This is a genomic window from Pseudomonas sp. MDT1-17 (assembly GCF_054898105.1).
In genome coordinates, this window is sequence record NZ_JBUBVM010000001.1 from 5,844,342 (window position 1) to 5,862,605 (window position 18,264).

General features: G+C 59.4%; 15 protein-coding genes. 9 read left to right on the top strand and 6 right to left on the bottom strand.

Annotated features, from left to right (window positions below):
* Window positions 1–25: 25 nt before the first annotated feature.
* The 3 genes from ACYZTX_RS27025 to ACYZTX_RS27035 form a co-directional block, all read right to left on the bottom strand.
* A complete protein-coding gene (locus ACYZTX_RS27025) occupies window positions 26–1,150 on the bottom strand; it encodes an ABC transporter ATP-binding protein (RefSeq protein WP_462036577.1) in 1,125 nt (374 codons plus the stop codon).
* Window positions 1,151–1,482: 332 nt separating this feature from the next.
* Window positions 1,483–2,112 carry a response regulator gene (locus ACYZTX_RS27030; RefSeq protein WP_003210977.1) on the bottom strand — a complete coding sequence of 210 codons (630 nt, stop codon included), beginning with the start codon at window positions 2,110–2,112 and terminating at the stop codon, window positions 1,483–1,485.
* Window positions 2,113–4,512, bottom strand: coding sequence for a PAS domain-containing sensor histidine kinase (locus ACYZTX_RS27035; protein ID WP_462036578.1), 2,400 nt, complete (start codon window positions 4,510–4,512; stop codon window positions 2,113–2,115).
* A 73-nt stretch (window positions 4,513–4,585) separates the two neighbouring features.
* Between ACYZTX_RS27035 and ACYZTX_RS27040 the strand changes: the two genes are divergently transcribed.
* Window positions 4,586–5,575, top strand: a complete 990-nt coding sequence (locus ACYZTX_RS27040; RefSeq protein WP_462036579.1) for an alpha/beta hydrolase family protein — start codon at window positions 4,586–4,588, stop codon at window positions 5,573–5,575.
* A 100-nt stretch (window positions 5,576–5,675) separates the two neighbouring features.
* Here ACYZTX_RS27040 and ACYZTX_RS27045 read toward each other — a convergent pair whose 3' ends face one another.
* The 3 genes from ACYZTX_RS27045 to ACYZTX_RS27055 are packed head-to-tail and all read right to left on the bottom strand — an operon-like array spanning window position 5,676 to window position 8,132.
* A complete protein-coding gene (locus ACYZTX_RS27045; protein ID WP_462036580.1) occupies window positions 5,676–6,443 on the bottom strand; it encodes a TerB family tellurite resistance protein in 768 nt (255 codons plus the stop codon).
* Window position 6,444: 1 nt separating this feature from the next.
* A complete protein-coding gene (gene murU / locus ACYZTX_RS27050; protein ID WP_462036581.1) occupies window positions 6,445–7,116 on the bottom strand; it encodes an N-acetylmuramate alpha-1-phosphate uridylyltransferase MurU in 672 nt (223 codons plus the stop codon).
* Window positions 7,113–8,132 (bottom strand): aminoglycoside phosphotransferase family protein, encoded by a 1,020-nt coding sequence (locus ACYZTX_RS27055; protein WP_462036582.1) that lies wholly within the window; start codon window positions 8,130–8,132, stop codon window positions 7,113–7,115. Before ACYZTX_RS27055 ends, murU begins: the two co-directional genes overlap by 4 nt.
* Window positions 8,133–8,262: 130 nt before the next feature.
* Here ACYZTX_RS27055 and ACYZTX_RS27060 point away from each other — a divergent pair, with 130 nt between their 5' ends.
* The 8 genes from ACYZTX_RS27060 to ACYZTX_RS27095 all read left to right on the top strand — a co-directional run bounded on the left by ACYZTX_RS27060 (window position 8,263) and on the right by ACYZTX_RS27095 (window position 18,144).
* Entirely contained in the window at window positions 8,263–11,079 is a 2,817-nt protein-coding gene (locus tag ACYZTX_RS27060) for an LPS-assembly protein LptD (RefSeq protein WP_462036583.1), read from the top strand.
* Complete coding sequence (gene surA, locus ACYZTX_RS27065) at window positions 11,060–12,376, top strand: peptidylprolyl isomerase SurA (RefSeq protein ID WP_462036584.1); 1,317 nt, start codon at window positions 11,060–11,062, stop codon at window positions 12,374–12,376. Before ACYZTX_RS27060 ends, surA begins: the two co-directional genes overlap by 20 nt.
* Entirely contained in the window at window positions 12,373–13,362 is a 990-nt protein-coding gene (pdxA, locus tag ACYZTX_RS27070) for a 4-hydroxythreonine-4-phosphate dehydrogenase PdxA (protein ID WP_462036585.1), read from the top strand. The genes surA and pdxA overlap by 4 nt, the downstream gene beginning before the upstream one ends.
* On the top strand, window positions 13,359–14,177 hold the full coding sequence (gene rsmA / locus ACYZTX_RS27075; protein ID WP_449645255.1) for a 16S rRNA (adenine(1518)-N(6)/adenine(1519)-N(6))-dimethyltransferase RsmA: 819 nt from the start codon (window positions 13,359–13,361) through the stop codon (window positions 14,175–14,177). The genes pdxA and rsmA overlap by 4 nt, the downstream gene beginning before the upstream one ends.
* A 123-nt stretch (window positions 14,178–14,300) precedes the next feature.
* Window positions 14,301–14,681 carry a Co2+/Mg2+ efflux protein ApaG gene (gene apaG / locus ACYZTX_RS27080; RefSeq protein ID WP_462036586.1) on the top strand — a complete coding sequence of 127 codons (381 nt, stop codon included), beginning with the start codon at window positions 14,301–14,303 and terminating at the stop codon, window positions 14,679–14,681.
* Window positions 14,681–15,562: a symmetrical bis(5'-nucleosyl)-tetraphosphatase gene (locus ACYZTX_RS27085; protein ID WP_462036587.1), complete on the top strand. Its 882-nt coding sequence runs from the start codon at window positions 14,681–14,683 to the stop codon at window positions 15,560–15,562. The genes apaG and ACYZTX_RS27085 overlap by 1 nt, the downstream gene beginning before the upstream one ends.
* Before the next feature lie 33 nt (window positions 15,563–15,595).
* Window positions 15,596–15,925: a thiosulfate sulfurtransferase GlpE gene (glpE, locus tag ACYZTX_RS27090; protein ID WP_046045372.1), complete on the top strand. Its 330-nt coding sequence runs from the start codon at window positions 15,596–15,598 to the stop codon at window positions 15,923–15,925.
* Window positions 15,926–16,221: 296 nt separating this feature from the next.
* Window positions 16,222–18,144 carry a PrkA family serine protein kinase gene (locus ACYZTX_RS27095; RefSeq protein ID WP_033056218.1) on the top strand — a complete coding sequence of 641 codons (1,923 nt, stop codon included), beginning with the start codon at window positions 16,222–16,224 and terminating at the stop codon, window positions 18,142–18,144.
* The last annotated feature ends 120 nt before the right edge of the window (window positions 18,145–18,264 follow it).

Below are 18,264 nucleotides of genomic sequence, written 5' to 3' on the forward strand. Positions count from 1 at the left end.
CAGGGTTGGTGTTGCAGGGGGGCGATCAATTCGCCTCTAGAAGTGGGTCGAGCGCGCGAACGTGTTCGACTTGCCAGCCAAGCGGTACCACGTCACCAACGGCCAGCGCGGGATCGAGCTCGGCAATCGGTTGTTTCACAAAGAAATCGGTCTTGCCGCAGACTTCCAGGCGAACCCGGACGTGGTCGCCCAGATAGATGAATTCCGCCACCCGTCCCGAGAAGCGATTGACGCAGGACTCGCTCGAACCATTGAGGCTCACGCGTTCCGGGCGAATCGACAGCGTGACGGGTTCGCCGGTCTTGCCGACGTTGACGGCCAGGGCTTCAACCTTTTCACCGCGACCTAACTCCACCACGCAGCGGTCGCCGGTGTGGCTGTGCAAGCGGCCATTGAGGCGGTTGTTCTCGCCGATGAAGTTGGCGACGAAGGTGTTTTTCGGCTCTTCGTAGAGGCTGCGCGGTGAAGCGATCTGCTGGATCTCGCCTTGGTGGAACACGGCCACACGGTCGGACATGGTCAGGGCTTCGCCCTGGTCGTGGGTCACGTAGACCACGGTCACGCCGAGGCGCTGGTGCAGATGCTTGATCTCCATCTGCATGTGTTCGCGCAGTTGCTTGTCCAGTGCGCCGAGGGGTTCGTCCATCAGCACCAGTTGCGGTTCGAACACCAACGCGCGAGCCAGGGCTACACGCTGCTGCTGACCGCCGGACAGTTGCGCCGGGTAGCGCTGGGCGAAGGTGTCGAGCTGAACCATGCTCAGGACTTTTTTGACCTTGTCGCTGACATCGCTCTTGTTCAAGCCACGCACGGTCAGCGGGAACGCGAGGTTCTCGGCCACCGTCATGTGCGGGAACAACGCGTAGTTCTGAAACACCATGCCGATGTCGCGCTTGTGCGGCGGCACGTTGTTGATGGAACGCCCGGCCAACTGGATTTCGCCAGCGGTCGGGGTTTCGAAACCGGCGAGCATCATCAGACTGGTGGTCTTGCCGGAGCCGGACGGGCCGAGCAAGGTGAGGAATTCGCCTTTGCGAATCTCCAGGTTGAGGTCTTTGACGATCAGGTTCTCGCCGTCGTAGCTTTTTTGCACTCCACGAAAGCTGACCAGAATATCGCTGGCCCCTGCGTTTGAATCGACCTGGCTCATACCCACACCTTTGTTGTGATGACTGCTGTGGACTAAGCCTAGTGGACACTGCTGACCACGCAAATCGGGGCGCAGGAGAGAATGGCCTCAGCCGGATGGAAGGTTGGGGGTAGGGATTGCCCTACAAGGATGGCGCGTTTTGGCAAACGCAGCGGCAAGCTTCAAGCTACAAGCCGCAAGGACAGGCAAAAGCGCTTTCATGGCGTGTCGCAGATGGATATGCCGACGCACATCCCCTGTAGGAGCTGCCGCAGGCTGCGATCTTTTGACTTTGGTTTTTTCAAATCAAAAACAAGATCAAAAGATCGCAGCCTCGTTGCACTCGACAGCTCCTACAGCAGTTTGTGCTCCATGGCGTACTTCACCAGTTCCGCCAGGGAGGTGATGTTGAGTTTCTGCATCAGCCGCGCCTTGTGGGTGCTGATGGTTTTGCTGCTCAGGGCCAGTTGCTGGGCGATGTCGTTGACGTTGGCGCCCTGGGCCAGGCGTTCGAACACCGAGAACTCGCGCTCAGACAGCAACGAGTGCAGTGGACGCGAATCGGTCAGGCCGACTTCGAAGACCATGCGGTCGGCCAGGTCCGGGTCAATGTAGCGTCCGCCCGCCGCGACCTTGCGGATCGCTGTCAACAGCAGCGCCGGATCACTGTCCTTGGTCGCGTAGCCGGCGGCGCCGACCTTCAGCGCCCGGGCGGCCATTTGCGCTTCGTCGTGCATCGACAACACCAGAATCGCCGGCGGATTGTTCAGCGCGCGAATCCGCGGAATCGCCTCCAGGCCGTTAACCCCGGGCATGGAGATGTCCAGCAAGACCACTTCGCAGGGGACATGGCGCAAGGTCTCAAGCAACTGCTCGCCATTGCTCGCCTCTCCCACCACCAGCAAGTCCTTGGCCAGGCCAATCAACTGCTTGATGCCTTCACGGACGATGGTGTGGTCTTCAGCTACCAGTACACGGATCACTTACTTCTCCTCATCCAACGGCACTCGCACACTCAGGGTCGTGCCTTCACCCGGTTCACTTTCAAGCGACATCTGCCCGCCCATGATTAACACTCGCTCGCGCATGCCGACCACCCCGAAGGATGTTGACCTACCGGTGGCAGGGACAAATCCCACGCCGTCATCGCTGACGGTCAGACACAACTCGTCGCCTTCCAACACCAATGTAAGTTCGACAGTATGCGCCTGGGCATGGCGCATGACATTGGTCAGCGCTTCCTGAAGGATCCGGAACAGGCCGATCGCCTTGGCATCACTGAGTAACGGCAGATTCTCCGGCACCTGCACCAGACACGGAATCTGCGTGCGCGCCTCGAATCGGCGGGCCTGCCACTCGATGGCCGAGGCGATCCCGGCGTCGAGAATCGGCGGTCGCAGCGCCGTCGCCACATCCCGTACCAGTTGGAACAACTGAGCGATCAAGCGCTTCATGCTGTTCAAGCGTTCATTCAGACCGGGGTCGAGTTGGGCGTAGGCCAGTTCGCACATGGAGGTTTCAAGCTTGAGCACGGTCAACATCTGACCCAGTTCGTCGTGGACTTCCCGGGCGATGCGGGCCTTTTCCTCTTCCCGCACGCTCTCCAGGTGTGCGGACAACTCACGCAATTGCTCGCGAGAGCCGGCCAATTCCAGTTCGATGCGTTTGCTTTCGCTAATGTCCCAGACGATCCCGTCCCAGACATAGGCGCCGTCTTCGAGTCGACGGGTAATGGCCTTGATCTCGGCCCAGCGCTGTTCGCCGGAGCGGGTGAGAATCCGCCCCTGCCACGACCAGTCGCTGTCGGTATCCAGCGCATGGTCCTGGGTTTGGTGATAACTGGCCTTGTCATCCGGGTGCACCAGGCTGCGCAGGCCTTTGTCGCGATGGGCCAGGGTGGCCGGTGAGTAACCCACCAGGCTCTCGCTGCCTTCACTGATGTAGGCAAAGTCGATCTGCCCCGTCACCGGGGCCCGTTCCAGACGAAAGACCAGTCCTGGAACGTTGGCGGCGATCCCTTGCAAGCGTGCCTCGCTCTCTCGCAACGCGGCGAGGGCGCGACGACGCTCGGTAACGTCGTTGAGGTAGACCACCAGGTATTCGCCGTCGCGAAAGCGCAAAAAACTCAGCGAAACGTCCACCGGCAGATTGCTGCCATCCGCCCGCACGCAGTTGGTTTCGAAACTTTGCGGGCCTTCCTCGCTGGCCCGGGCGCGCTTCCACAGGTTCAGCCAGCGATCCATGTGCAAGCCAGGCTCGAAGTCGATCAGCGGCCGATCAATGATCCCCCCCGCCGGATAACCCAGCATGGTTTCGGCCGCGCGATTGGCGTAGCGCACATGGCTGTCCCAATTGACCCAAAGGATGCCGACGGTGCTCTGGTCGATGGAAAACTGTGTGAGACGCAAGGCTTCTTCACTGGCGGCACGCAGGGCAATGTCTTCGCGCGCTGCCCGCAAACGATGCTCAAGACTGTGCTGCTGCCGCCGCTGCCAGAACACGATGGCCATGCTGCTCAACATCAACACCACCAACAGCAGACAGAGGTTTTGCCAGAAACCCGGGGACTCGGTCAGCCGCGGGTACTTGGGTTGCAGCCATTGGTTGTGCAGTTGCTCCAGGTCCTTGGCCGGGATCGCCCGCAACGCGCTTTCGACGATGCCAGCCAGTTCCGGCCAGTCCCGGCGCGTGGCCACCCGCAACAGTTGCGGCAGGCCGATGTCACCGACCACCACCAGCCCGGCGAACTCCGGTTCGGCGGTCAGACGTCCCAACTGTGCTTCGTCGACCACGGCGTAACTGGCCTGCTGACTCAATAGCAGTTGCAGTGCCTGGCGTTCGATCGGGACGCCTTGAAGGTTCAGGTGCGGGTAATTGCTGCGCAGGTAATCGGCGGTGGCGCCGGGCATGCGCACGGCAACGCGGGTCTGGCTGTCGAGTTTTTCCAGCTCGACCACGCCGGTGCTTTTCTGGTCGCTGACCACCAGTTGCGGCACCCGCATGTATGGGTCGGAAAACTGCCAGAGCCGCAGGCCAGCGGGAGTTTGGGTCAACCCCGGAGCGATGTCGATTTCACCTTCGCGCGCGGCGGTTTCCAGATGCGCCAGGTCGGGGAAATTACGCCAGCTCAGCTCGACGTTGAGGGACTTGGCCAGCCATTTCATCAGCTCGACGTTAACCCCGGACAGGCGCTGCAAGCGGCGATCGTATTGGGCGTAGGGCACTTGCAACACCAGCCCGACGCGCAACTCTCCATGCTGCGCCAGCCATTGCTGCTGGTCCGCGGACAATGGCGCGACGTGCCCCGGTGGCGCGGGAGCCGCCCAGCCCATCAAGGGAAACCACAAACAGCCGATAACCCACAGGCAGCGAAAACGCATCATCGAAATCTCACACACTGACAAATACTGACCAACCCATTAGGCTGCCGGAATAACTTCTGGCCTGGAATATCCGATGCCCCCTGTTTACCGCCTGGCACTGCCAGCATTGTGCCTGTCGCTGATCCTGCCTTGCGCCTTTTCCGTCGAGGCCGCCGACCCGGCACCTGCCGCGACGGAGACTCCCCCCGAAGCAAAACCGGTCGAGCGCCAGCCGCTGCTTGAGCGTAGTCAGGAAGAAGCGACTGCACTTGAGCGCAAGATCCCTGCTCAGGAACAGCAGCAACTGCAAGCGGGCAGCGACACGTTTCTGGCCTTGTGGAAACCGGCCAATACCGCCGAACCCAAAGGCGCGGTGATTATCATCCCTGGCGCTGGGGAAAGCGTTGACTGGCCGCAAGCAATAGGTCCATTGCGACGCAAATTGCCGGACGCAGAGTGGAGCAGCCTGAGTATCACCTTGCCGGACCTGCAAAGCGATGCCATTGCACCACGTATCGTAGAAGTGGCACCCACGCCAAAAGCCCCTGACACCGACAGCAAAGACTCGACCACCGCAGCGCCCATCGAACAAGCGGCGGGTGGCGAAGCGGAGGTGGCAGACAAGGCGATCGCCGAAACCACCGAGGAAAAGGCCAACGCCGACGCCGAACGAATATTCGCCCGCATCGACGCCGCCATTGCCTACGCCGAACAGCAAAGTGCTCGCCGCATTGTCGTATTGGGCCATGGCACCGGCGCTTACTGGGCGGCACGTTATCTGAGCGAGAGGCAGCCCTCGCAAGTGGAGAAGTTTGTGATGGTTGCCGCTCAGATGCCGGTGAAAGCCAAACCAGAGCTGGCCGAACTGACACCGACCCTGAAGCTGCCCACCGCTGACATCTTCTATATGGACAAGCCGCTGGATCGCAACGCGGCGCTGGAACGAATGCAAGCCAGCAAACGGTTGAAGACTTCGGGGTTCAGTCAGGTCTCGCTCAAGGCTTTACCTGGGAACACAGCGGCAGAGCAAGAGCAATTGGTGCGCCGAGTGCGCGGCTGGCTGAATCCGCAGAACGCGAATTAAGCAAAAGCAAAAGATCGCAGCCTGCGGCAGCTCCTACACCGGGTTATGCGTACACCTGTAGGAGTTGCCGCAGGCTGCGATCTTTTGATCTTCCAGGCCACTAGCGAAAATCCCGCCGCTCACGAATTAACGTGTAGGCGCTATGCAGTTCGCGAGTCTTGTCAGTGGCTTCGCGAACCTGCAACGCCGTTGCACCGCTGCCGGCAATCTTGTCCGGGTGATGGCGACTCAGCAGGCGTCGATAAGCGCGTTTGATCTGCGCCGGCTCGCTGGTCGCCGACACGCCCAAAAGCCGCATCGCATCTTGGTAGGTGACAGCGCTGCTGACCGGCGCAAGCTTGTGCTGTTCATAATCGGCCGCCAGCGCCTGCACCTGTGGTCGTGTCCAGCCCAGCCACTTGCCCCACTGCTTAATCAGCTCCCGTTCAGCGCTACCGGCACGGCCATCAGCCCAGATCATCCGCCAACAGGCACGCAAGACGCCTTCGGCCGCATGGGGTTGAGTACTCAAGCGGCGCAGGTAGCCGCGCAACCGATCATCTCCCGATTTGCCGCGGTTGAACGCGGCAATTGCCCGGCTCTGCGCCGACTCGTTCATGTCCAGCGAACGCATTTCCTGACGGGCCTGCTGGATGTGGCCCTCCACCACCCGTCCATCGCTCTTGGCCAGTCGTCCCAACAACACAAACAGCAGTTCATCGTTGCGCAGCACCGAGCGACCACCGAGCTTTTCTCGCAAGTGTGCCCAGCTCTGCAACTGCAAGCGCCGATCCAGGGCCTGCCCCAATAAGGCGCCAAGCATGGCCCCCGGAATGCTGGCTATGACAAAGCCCGCTCCGGCGCCAATGAGAGTCGCTGGCCACAGCATGTCAGCGTCTCGCTTCTAACAGAGCTTCGACTTCAGCCAGACGCTCGTGAGTGCCGACATCCACCCAATGCCCGTTCAAGCGTTCGCCGGTGACGTGTCCATCGGCCATGGCCTTGCGCAGCAGCGGTGCAAGCTTGAACGCCCCGGCGGTGCAACCGTCGAACAGCTGCGGGTGCAGCACCGCGATGCCGCTGTAGGTCAGGGTTGCGGTGTCCGGCTGACCGTCGCGTACTTGCCCGTCGATCAGACTGAAATCCCCGGCTGGGTGATGGGCCGGGTTGTCAGCCAGCACCAAATGCGCCAGCCCGGTGATGGGTTGGTGCAATACGCTGAAGTCGTAGTCGGTCCAGATGTCACCGTTGACCACGACAAAGGCCTTGTCTCCCAATAACGGCAACGCGCGGAAAATCCCGCCTCCGGTTTCCAGTGGCTCTCCTTCCGGCGAATACTGAATACGTACGCCGTATTGAGAGCCATCCCCGAGGTAGTTTTCGATCAGCTGACCGAGCCAGGCGTGGTTGATCACCACCTCGGTAAACCCCGCCACCGCCAAGGCCTTCAAGTGATACTCGATCAACGGAATACCGCCGGCGCGAACCAGCGGTTTCGGTGTAGTCAGGGTCAGCGGGCGCATGCGCTCGCCTTTACCTGCCGCCAGAATCATTGCCTTCATGCATTCGCTCCAGCGCGCAAACTGGCCAACAACACATCCAGCTCAACCAACTCAGGACGACGAGCGATCACTGCGTCTATATAAGCAAAGAAGCGCGGCACATCGCCCAGGTAACGCGGCTTACCATCACGATGGCAGATGCGGGCGAAGATGCCGATCACTTTCAGGTGACGCTGCACACCCATCAGGTCGCTGGCACGCAGGAAATCTTCGAAGTCAGGCTGGACCGGGATACCCAGCGCGCCTGCTTGTTGCCAGTAATCTTGCAGCCAGGCGAACACGCGCTCTTCGGGCCAGCTGAGGAACGCGTCCTTGAACAGGCAGGTCACGTCGTAGGTCACGGGGCCATAGACCGCGTCCTGGAAATCCAGCACACCGGGGTTCGGCTCGCTGAGCATCAGGTTGCGTGGCATGTAGTCGCGGTGCACCAGCACTTGGGGCTGGGCCAGCGCACTGTCGATCAATAGCTCGGTCACGTTCTGCCAGAGCATTTGCTGAGCCGAGTCGAACTCGATACCCAACTCGCGTTTCACGTACCACTCCGGGAACAATTCCAGCTCGCGCCGCAGCAATGCCACGTCATAACTTGGCAGCGGTGCAACCATCGGCAACTGCTGAAAAGCCAGCAGTGCTTGCAGGGCATCCTTGAACAAATCGTCGGCATTTTCGCTGTCGATCACGTCCAGGTAAGTCTTGTTGCCCAGGTCATTGAGCAAAAGAAAACCACGTTCGAGGTCTTCGGCATAAATTTTAGGAACATTAATTCCGGATTTCGCCAGCAGAAAAGCGATATCCACGAAGGGTTTGCAGTTTTCCTGGGGGGGTGGCGCGTCCATTACGACGAAGCTTCGGCCCTCGCCTTCCCAGCGGAAATAACGTCGAAAACTCGCATCGCTACTGGCCGCGGTCAACGTGGCCGGGGGTACGACGCCCCAACCCTGTTCTGCAAAGAGGACAGCCAATTGCTCATCGAGCCAAACTTTCAGGTGTTGCAAACGTACATCTTGGTCAGGCATTGCAAGGGTCTCCGACGGCGCTAGCCGTCAAGCGGGTCATGCTTTATTATCCAGCATCTTTTTCAGACCATCGAGAGGCGTGCGGCCCACACCGCGGGCAGATGGCACGCAGGAAGCCCGGACTAATAAGATGGCATTGAAATCCCCCGCGTTTCGTAAAAAATTTCCGTTGTTGGTTACCGGCAGTCTGCTGGCCCTGCAACCTCTAGCCACTTCGTTCGTGGTCGCCGCGGAACAGTATGACTGCTCAGTCTCTGCTTCGGGTGCCTGGAACTGTGCGCCAAAATCTCCAGCAGCTGCGCTGCCACCGCGTCCCGTCCATGACGGCAGTGCGGCGGTAAGCACGAGCGGTGAGACTCCGGCCGACAGCGGCTCCAGTCAAGACTCCGGCGCCAAGCCTGTGCTGGTGACCGAATCCAAGGGCCGCGGCCTGAAGTCGCGTAGCGAAGACTACAGCCACCTCGACTGGGTTCCGCGCGAGAAGCTCACTGCAGCGCAATTGGCCGAAACAGGTCCTTACTGCGCTGGTTCCTATATCGAACCGATTCGTCCTGGCATGAATGACAAGACGAATAAAAGTGACGCTCCGACCTTTCTCGGCGCCAAAGCCTCTCGCTACAAGCAGGATGAGCAGGTCGCGACCCTGGCCGGTGACGTGGTCATGCGTCAGGGCAGCATGCAGGTCGAAGCCGACGAAGCGAACCTCTACCAGGCCGAGAGCCGTGGCGAACTGAGCGGCAACGTCCGTATTCGCGACAATGGCGCACTGATCGTGGGCGACCACGCCGACGTGCAGCTCGACACCGGTGAAGCCAAGGTCGACAACGCCGAATACGTCCTGCACAAATCCCGTATCCGCGGCAGCGCGCTGTACGCCAAGCGTGCCGAGAACGCGATCATCCGCCTCAAGGATGGTACGTACACCACGTGCGAACCGAACAGCAACGCCTGGCAGCTCAAGGGCAACAACATCACCTTGAACCCGGCCACCGGTTTCGGTACCGCGACCAACGTGACGCTGCGGGTCAAGGACATTCCGGTTCTGTACACGCCGTACATCTATTTCCCGATCGATGACCGTCGCCAGTCCGGCTTCCTGCCGCCGACCATCGGCACCGGCACAGATACCGGCTTCCTGCTGGTCACACCGTATTACTTCAACCTGGCACCGAACTACGATGCCACGTTGTACCCGCGCTACATGAGCAAGCACGGCTTGTTGATGGAAGGTGAATTCCGTTACCTGACCCCGTCCAGCGAAGGTCAGTTCGGCGCAGCGTACCTCAACGACGAAGACACCGATCGCAAGCTGCAGACCGACTACCAAAAAAACCGCTACATGTACAACTGGCAGCACAAGGGTGGTCTCGACTCTCGCGTTCTGAGTCAAGTTGATTACACCAAGATCAGCGATCCGTATTACTTCCAGGATCTCGAAACCGACCAGATCGGGGTTAAAAGCTCCGATTATGTGAACCAGCAGGGTTCTGTCACCTATCGTGGCGACAGCTACACCGCTCGCGTGAACGCCCAGGCTTATCAGCTGGCGACCGTTTCCAACATCACGCCGTATGATCGTCTGCCGCAGATCACCTTCAACGGTGCACTGCCGGATCACCCGGGCGGACTGGATTTCGCTTACGAAACCGAAGTAGTGCGATTTGATCGTGACCTGAAAAACGGCACCTTCACCGATGAAGACGGCAACGTAACTGATCGCCTGGACAAAAACGTTCAAGGTCTGGCGCGTGCTACCGGTGATCGTCTGAATGTTGCCCCGGTTGTCAGCTATCCGATGAATACCAGCTATGGCTTCCTGAAGCCATCCCTGAAGTACCAGTACACACAGTACCAACTGGACCTGGACAGTATCGGAAAAAGCCAGATCGTGGCTCAAGATCAAGCCGCAGCTGCAGCCGGGACTGAAAACGTCAATGGTCATTTCGGCAGCAACCAGAGCCGTGGCGTTCCAATCGCCAGCATCGACAGCGGCCTGTACTTCGATCGCAACACCCAATGGTTCGGCAAGAACTATCGCCAGACCCTCGAACCGCGCCTGTTCTACCTGTACGTGCCTGAAACGGACCAGGAAGACATTCCGGTATTCGACACCAGCGAATACACCTTCAACTACGCATCGCTGTTCCGTGACAACCGCTTCTCCGGCTCCGACCGCGTCGGCGACGAGAACAAACTGTCTCTGGGCGTAACCAACCGCTGGATCGAAGACAATGGCTTCGAACGTCAGCGCATCAGCGTCGGTCAGGCCGTGTACTTCAAGAACCGCGAAGTTCAGTTGCCGGGTATTGACGCAAAAACCCGCGACGATGCGCAGGCTAAAGTCTCGCCTTATGCTCTGGAATACGAATATCGCTGGAACCGTGATTGGCGCACCACGGCCGATTACAACTGGGACCCGGACAGCCGCAGCCCTCGCTCGGGCAGCGCAATGTTCCACTACCAGCCTGAAGACAACCCGAACAAGGTCATCAACGCTGGCTATCGCTATCGCAATGACCAGGTCCGTTACGACCAGAACACCGGTCAATGGACTGTAGGCGGCGGTAACTTGGGTGTTGAAGGTCAGCCTGGCTTCGTGAAGGACTACTACAAGATTCAACAGCACGACTTCTCGGTGATTTGGCCGATCGTGCCGCAATGGAATGCCATCAGCCGCTGGCAGTATGACTACAACCGTAACCGTACCCTGGAAGCCTTCGGTGGTTTCGAGTACGACAACTGCTGCTGGAAACTGCGCCTGATCAACCGTTACTGGGTTGACTATGACGAAACCAGTCAAGACGTTGCGCAAAACGAAAAAGGCGACCATGGCGTCTTCCTACAAATCGTTCTGAAGGGACTCGGCGGCCTCACCGGCGCCAAAGTAGAGAGCTTCCTCGACAAAGGCATCCAAGGTTATCGTGAACGTGAAGACCAAGCTTTCTGATTGTCTGCGCCCGCTGATGCTGGGCGCGCTGTTCCTGGGTACCGCGGCGAACGCCGCGGTGCAGTCCATCGATAAAGTGGTGGCCATTGTCGACAACGACGTGGTCATGCAGAGCCAACTGGACCAACGCGTCCATGAAGTTCAGCAAACCATCGCCAAGCGCGGTTCAGCCGTGCCACCGGCCGGCGTGCTGGACCAGCAGGTGCTTGAGCGCCTGATCGTCGAAAACCTGCAACTGCAGATCGGCGAACGTTCCGGCATCCGTATTACCGATGAAGAACTGAACCAGGCTGTCGGCACCATTGCCCAGCGCAACAACATGTCTGTGGATCAATTCCGCTCCGCCCTGACTCGCGATGGTCTGTCTTATGACGACGCCCGCGACCAGATTCGCCGCGAGATGGTCATCAGCCGTGTGCGTCAGCGTCGTGTGGCCGAGCGCATTCAGGTTTCCGAACAGGAAGTGAAAAACTTCCTCGCTTCCGACCTGGGCAAAATGCAGTTGTCCGAAGAATTCCGCCTGGCCAATATCCTGATTCCTACGCCGGAAAGTGCCAACTCCGACGCCATTCAGAATGCCGCCAAGCAAGCCGACGCGGTTTACCAGCAGCTCAAGCAAGGCGCTGACTTCGGTCAGTTGGCAATCGCCAAATCCGCCAGCGAAACCGCACTGGAGGGTGGCGACATGGGCTGGCGTAAAGCCGGTCAGCTGCCACCTCCGTTCGATCGCATGCTGAGCACCATGACTGTCGGCGACATCACTCAACCGATGCGCACGCCGGGCGGCTTCATCATTCTGAAGATCCTCGACAAGCGTGGCGGCGAGACCCAAACGCGTGACGAAGTGCACGTGCGTCACATCCTGGTCAAACCGAGCCCGATCCGCGACGAGGCTAAAACCAAAGCTTTGGCTGAGTCGCTCTATACCCGTATCGAAGCGGGTGAAGATTTCGGCGAACTGGCGAAGAGCTTCTCGGAAGATCCGGGTTCCGCCCTCAACGGTGGCGACCTGAACTGGATCGACCCGAATGCATTGGTGCCTGAGTTCCGCGAAGTGATGGCCAAGACCCCGCAAGGTCAGCTGTCCAAGCCGTTCCAGACTCAATACGGCTGGCACGTCCTGGAAGTCCTTGGCCGTCGCGCCACTGACAGCACCACCCAGGCCCGTGAGCAACAAGCGATGACCGTACTGCGTAACCGCAAATACGACGAAGAGCTGCAAACCTGGCTGCGTCAGATCCGCGACGAAGCGTACGTAGAGATCAAACTCCCTGGTGCAGACCAGGCAGCGCAGTGAAACCCAAGCGTTTTGCGCTGACACCCGGCGAGCCGGCCGGCATAGGTCCTGACCTGTGCCTGCTGCTCGCCTCGCAAGCCCAGCCACATCCCCTGATTGCCATTACCAGCCGCGACCTGCTCCTTGAGCGGGCCGCGCAACTGGGCGTGGTTGTCGATTTGCTGCCGGTAACCCCGGACAGCTGGCCGGATGCACCCGCGCCAGCCAACAGCCTGTATGTCTGGGATACACCGCTCAACGCCAAGGTCACCGCCGGGCAACTGGACAAGGCCAACGCGGCTTTCGTCCTGGAAACCCTGACCCGAGCTGGCCAAGGCTGCCTGGACGGGCATTTTGCCGGCATGATCACGGCCCCTGTGCACAAGGGCGTGATCAATGACTCCGGGATCGCCTTTTCCGGGCACACGGAATTTCTTGCCGTCCTGACCCATACCGCACAAGTGGTGATGATGCTCGCCACTCGCGGATTGCGCGTGGCGCTGGTCACCACTCACCTGCCTCTTCGCGAGATTGCCGATGCGATCACGCCGGAGCGACTGGAACGGGTCACGCGAATTCTGCACACCGATCTACAAGAAAAATTCGGCATCGCCCAGCCGCGCATCCTGGTGTGTGGGCTCAACCCTCATGCCGGCGAAGGCGGACACCTGGGCCATGAAGAAATCGACATTATCGAACCTACATTAGAGCGCCTGCGTGGCGAAGGAATGGACCTTCGCGGCCCCCTGCCCGCCGACACTCTGTTTACCCCCAAATATCTGGAGCACTGCGACGCGGTGCTGGCGATGTACCACGACCAGGGCCTGCCGGTGCTGAAGTACAAAGGCTTCGGCGCGGCAGTCAACGTGACCCTCGGCTTGCCGATCATCCGCACATCGGTGGACCACGGCACTGCCCTGGACCTGGCCGGTAGCGGCAACATCGACACCGGCAGCCTGCAAGTCGCCCTGGAAACCGCTTACCAGATGGCCGAGACCCGTTTATGACCGAGCATTACCAACACAAGGCGCGCAAACGCTTTGGCCAGAACTTCCTGCACGATGCCGGCGTTATCGACCGCATCCTGCGCGCCATCCGCGCCAAACCCGAAGACCGCCTGCTGGAAATCGGCCCGGGCCAGGGCGCACTGACTCAAGGCCTGCTCAACAGCGGCGCGCAGTTGGACGTGGTGGAGCTGGACAAGGACCTGATCCCGATCCTCAACCAGCAGTTCGCCGGCAAGGACAACTTCAACCTGCACCAGGGCGACGCGCTGAAGTTCGACTTCAACAGCCTGAATGCCGCGCCGAACAGCCTGCGTGTAGTCGGTAACCTGCCGTACAACATCTCCACGCCACTGATTTTCCACCTGCTGAACAACGCCGGCATCATTCGCGACATGCACTTCATGCTGCAAAAGGAAGTGGTCGAGCGTCTGGCGGCAGGCCCTGGTGGCGGTGACTGGGGTCGTCTGTCGATCATGGTTCAGTACCACTGCCGGGTCGAGCATCTATTCAACGTCGGCCCGGGCGCGTTCAATCCGCCGCCGAAAGTCGACTCGGCCATCGTGCGCCTGGTACCCCACGCGGTACTGCCGCACCCGGCCAAGGATCACAAGTTGCTGGAGCGCGTCGTGCGCGAAGCCTTCAACCAGCGCCGCAAGACCCTGCGCAATACCCTCAAACTGCTGCTGAGCAACGATGAAATCGAAGCCGCCGGCGTCGATGGCAGCTTGCGTCCCGAACAACTCGATCTAGCCGCTTTCGTGCGTCTGGCTGACAAGCTCAGCGAACAAGTCCTACAAAAGCCTGCTGATATCTGACAGGCCTGAAGCGTTATCGGGTAGGACACCAGCGCCCATGTCTGGTTTACTACCCGATACTTGGCCTAGACTGAGTTCCATCAGCTACGCCCCGCGTTCCGCTTCGATTTTAAGGCCTCTTGCATGTCCGATCCTCGTTATCAGGTCGACGTCAGCGTCGTCACCCGCTATCTGGCAGAACAATCGCAACCCGAGCAAAACCGTTTTGCCTTCGCCTACACCATCACCGTGCACAACAATGGCGAGCTACCGGCCAAACTGTTGTCGCGGCACTGGGTGATCACCGACGGTGACGGGCATGTCGAAGAAGTTCGCGGTGCGGGCGTTGTTGGCCAGCAACCGTTGATCGACGCGGGCAAAAGCCACACCTACAGCAGCGGCACCGTCATGACCTCCAAGGTCGGCACGATGCAGGGCACTTATGAAATGGTTGCCGACGACGGCAAACACTTCGACGCCATCATCGCCCCATTCCGTCTGGCGGTGCCCGGAGCCCTGCACTGATGGCAACGTATGCTGTCGGCGATCTGCAAGGCTGCCTTCAAGCACTGCAATGCCTGCTCAAGCAAGTCGCCTTCGACCCGACACGGGATCGTCTGTGGCTGGTAGGTGACCTGGTCAACCGGGGCCCGCAGTCTCTGGAAACCTTGCGTTTCCTCTATAGCATCCGCGAATCGCTGGTGTGCGTGCTCGGCAACCATGATTTGCACTTGCTGGCCGCCGGGCAAAACATCGAGCGCCTGAAGAAGGCCGACACCCTGCTCGAGATTCTCGGAGCCCCCGACTGCACGGAACTGCTGGAGTGGCTGCGTCAGCAAAAACTCATGCACTACGACGAACAGCGCGAAGTTGCTCTGGTCCATGCCGGCATACCGCCCCAGTGGTCGCTGCGCAAGGCCTTGAAATGTGCCGCCGAAGTCGAGACTGCACTGCGCGACGACAACCTGTTCCCGGCCTACCTCGATGGCATGTACGGCAACGATCCGGCGAAATGGGACAACGACCTCAAAGGCGTGACACGCCTGCGGGTGATCACCAACTATTTCACCCGCATGCGGTTTTGTACCGCCGAGGGCAAGCTTGACCTCAAAAGCAAGGAAGGGCTCGACAATGCGCCACCGGGTTACCAGCCATGGTTTCAGCACAAGGAACGCAAGACCAAGGGCCTGAAGATCATCTTCGGTCACTGGGCCGCGCTGGAAGGCCGGTGCAACGAACCGGGCGTATCCGCCCTTGATACCGGCTGTGTCTGGGGTGGCGCCCTGACCCTGATGAATGTCGACAGCGGTGAACGGCTGTCTTGCAAATGCGACGAGCATGGCCTTGCCCTGCCGCCAGTCGCCGCACTTATCCCCGAACCATCGTCAGCCAGCGCCCCGCGCTAGACTGCGCTTTCAGCCGAGCCACAGGAGCCCGCCATGAGCGAATTCAAACGTATCCCCCCGGAACAGGCCCAAGCCCTGCGCGAACAAGGCGCGGTGGTAGTCGATGTCCGCGACCCTGCGACCTTTGCTGCGCTGCACATCGCCGGCTCGAAGCATCTGGACAATGTTTCCATCTCGGATTTCATTCGTGCCGCCGACCTCGACGCACCGACTGTAGTGGTCTGCTATCACGGCAATTCCAGCCAGAGCGCCGCTGCGTACCTGATCAGTCAAGGCTTCTCCGACGTCTACAGCATGGATGGCGGTTTTGAGCTGTGGCGTACGACTTATCCTTCGGAAACGGCGCAAGGCACTTCCGAATAATTTTTTTGTAACGCGCAAGCCCCGGCCCCCGCGGGCTCGCGCGGTGGCAGACGAACGGTCTGCCACAACTAATTACGTATCTCGCCTTTACCTGCCGAATTCCCAACTATCCTTAAGCGCAGGCCATCCAAAACAGGGGAGAGCCGGTACACCGGCGCGCGGGTCATCGGGAGTAGCTTTCGGGGTAGTCAGCTCCGAAAGAGTTCTGGGGGGTAAACAGCGACTGCATATCCAGTGGCTGCCAGCATCGACTGAATGATCCGGCGTCGGCTCCACGTATCGAGCGAGGTGACGTCATGAGTATCTTTAGCCACTTCCAACAACGCTTCGAGTCCACACGCCAGGAAGAACTCTCGCTGCAAGAGTATCTTGAACTGTGCAAAAGCGACCGCAGCGCCTACGCTTCCGCCGCCGAGCGTCTGTTGCTGGCCATCGGTGAACCGGAGCTTCTCGACACCTCGGCCAACTCGAGACTGTCGCGAATCTTTTCCAACAAGGTGATCCGCCGTTATCCGGCCTTTGAAGACTTCCACGGGATGGAAGAATGCATTGACCAGATCGTGTCGTATTTTCGCCATGCCGCTCAGGGCCTGGAAGAGAAGAAACAGATTCTCTATTTGCTCGGCCCTGTGGGTGGCGGTAAATCGTCCCTGGCCGAAAAGCTGAAACAGCTTATCGAGAAGGTGCCTTTCTACGCGATCAAAGGCTCGCCGGTATTCGAATCGCCTCTGGGTCTGTTCAACGCCACTGAAGATGGCGCGATCCTCGAGGAAGACTTCGGCATTCCACGGCGCTACCTCAACACCATCATGTCGCCATGGGCTACCAAGCGCCTGGCCGAATTCGGCGGCGACATCAGCCAGTTCCGCGTGGTGAAACTGTATCCGTCGATCCTTAACCAGATTGCCGTAGCCAAAACCGAGCCGGGAGATGAAAACAACCAGGACATCTCGGCACTGGTGGGCAAGGTCGATATCCGCAAACTCGAAGAATTCCCGCAGAACGACGCCGACGCCTACAGCTACTCGGGCGCACTGTGCCGGGCCAACCAGGGCCTGATGGAGTTCGTCGAAATGTTCAAGGCACCGATCAAGGTGCTGCACCCACTGCTGACCGCCACGCAGGAAGGCAACTACAACAGTACCGAAGGTCTGGGGGCGATTCCGTTTACCGGGATTCTGCTGGCCCACTCCAACGAATCGGAATGGCACACGTTCCGCAACAACAAAAACAACGAAGCCTTTATCGACCGGATCTACATCGTCAAAGTGCCGTACTGCCTACGGGTCAGCGATGAAGTGAAGATCTACGACAAGCTCCTGTTCAACAGTTCCCTGGCCAAGGCTCACTGCGCACCTGACACCCTGAAAATGCTCGCCCAGTTCACTGTACTCTCGCGCCTCAAAGAGCCGGAAAACTCTAACATCTACTCCAAGATGCGTGTGTATGACGGCGAAAACCTCAAGGACACCGATCCGAAGGCCAAGTCTATCCAGGAATACCGCGACAACGCCGGTGTCGACGAAGGCATGAACGGCTTGTCGACCCGTTTCGCGTTCAAGATCCTGTCGAAAGTGTTCAACTTCGATCCGCACGAAATCGCCGCCAACCCGGTGCATTTGCTCTACGTGCTGGAACAACAGATCGAGCAGGAACAATTCCAGGCCGAAACCCGCGAACGCTATCTGCGCTTTCTCAAAGAATACCTGGCACCGCGTTATATCGAATTCATCGGCAAGGAGATCCAGACCGCCTATCTCGAGTCTTATAGCGAGTATGGTCAGAACATCTTCGATCGCTATGTGCTGTACGCCGACTTCTGGATCCAGGACCAGGAATACCGCGACCCGGAAACCGGCGAGATCCTCAACCGCGTAGCGCTCAACGAAGAACTGGAGAAAATCGAAAAACCGGCCGGTATCAGCAATCCGAAGGATTTCCGCAACGAAATCGTCAACTTCGTACTGCGCGCCCGGGCCAATAACAACGGCAAGAACCCGACCTGGCTCAGCTACGAAAAACTGCGGGTGGTCATCGAGAAGAAAATGTTCTCCAACACCGAGGACCTCCTGCCAGTCATCAGCTTCAACGCCAAGGCCAGCAAAGAGGACCAGCAGAAGCACAACGACTTCGTCACACGGATGGTCGAGCGGGGCTACACCGATAAACAGGTACGACTGCTGTCCGAGTGGTACTTGCGGGTCCGAAAATCACAATAACCCGTTGCCGGTCAGACCGGTTGTCGTCAGCCAGAGGCCTGTGTTCGCATTTTCTGTTACACAGACCTTTGGAAGGTGTTCGAAAGTCGGTAGCGAGGTTCAGTCAGCGTCCAAAAGCGC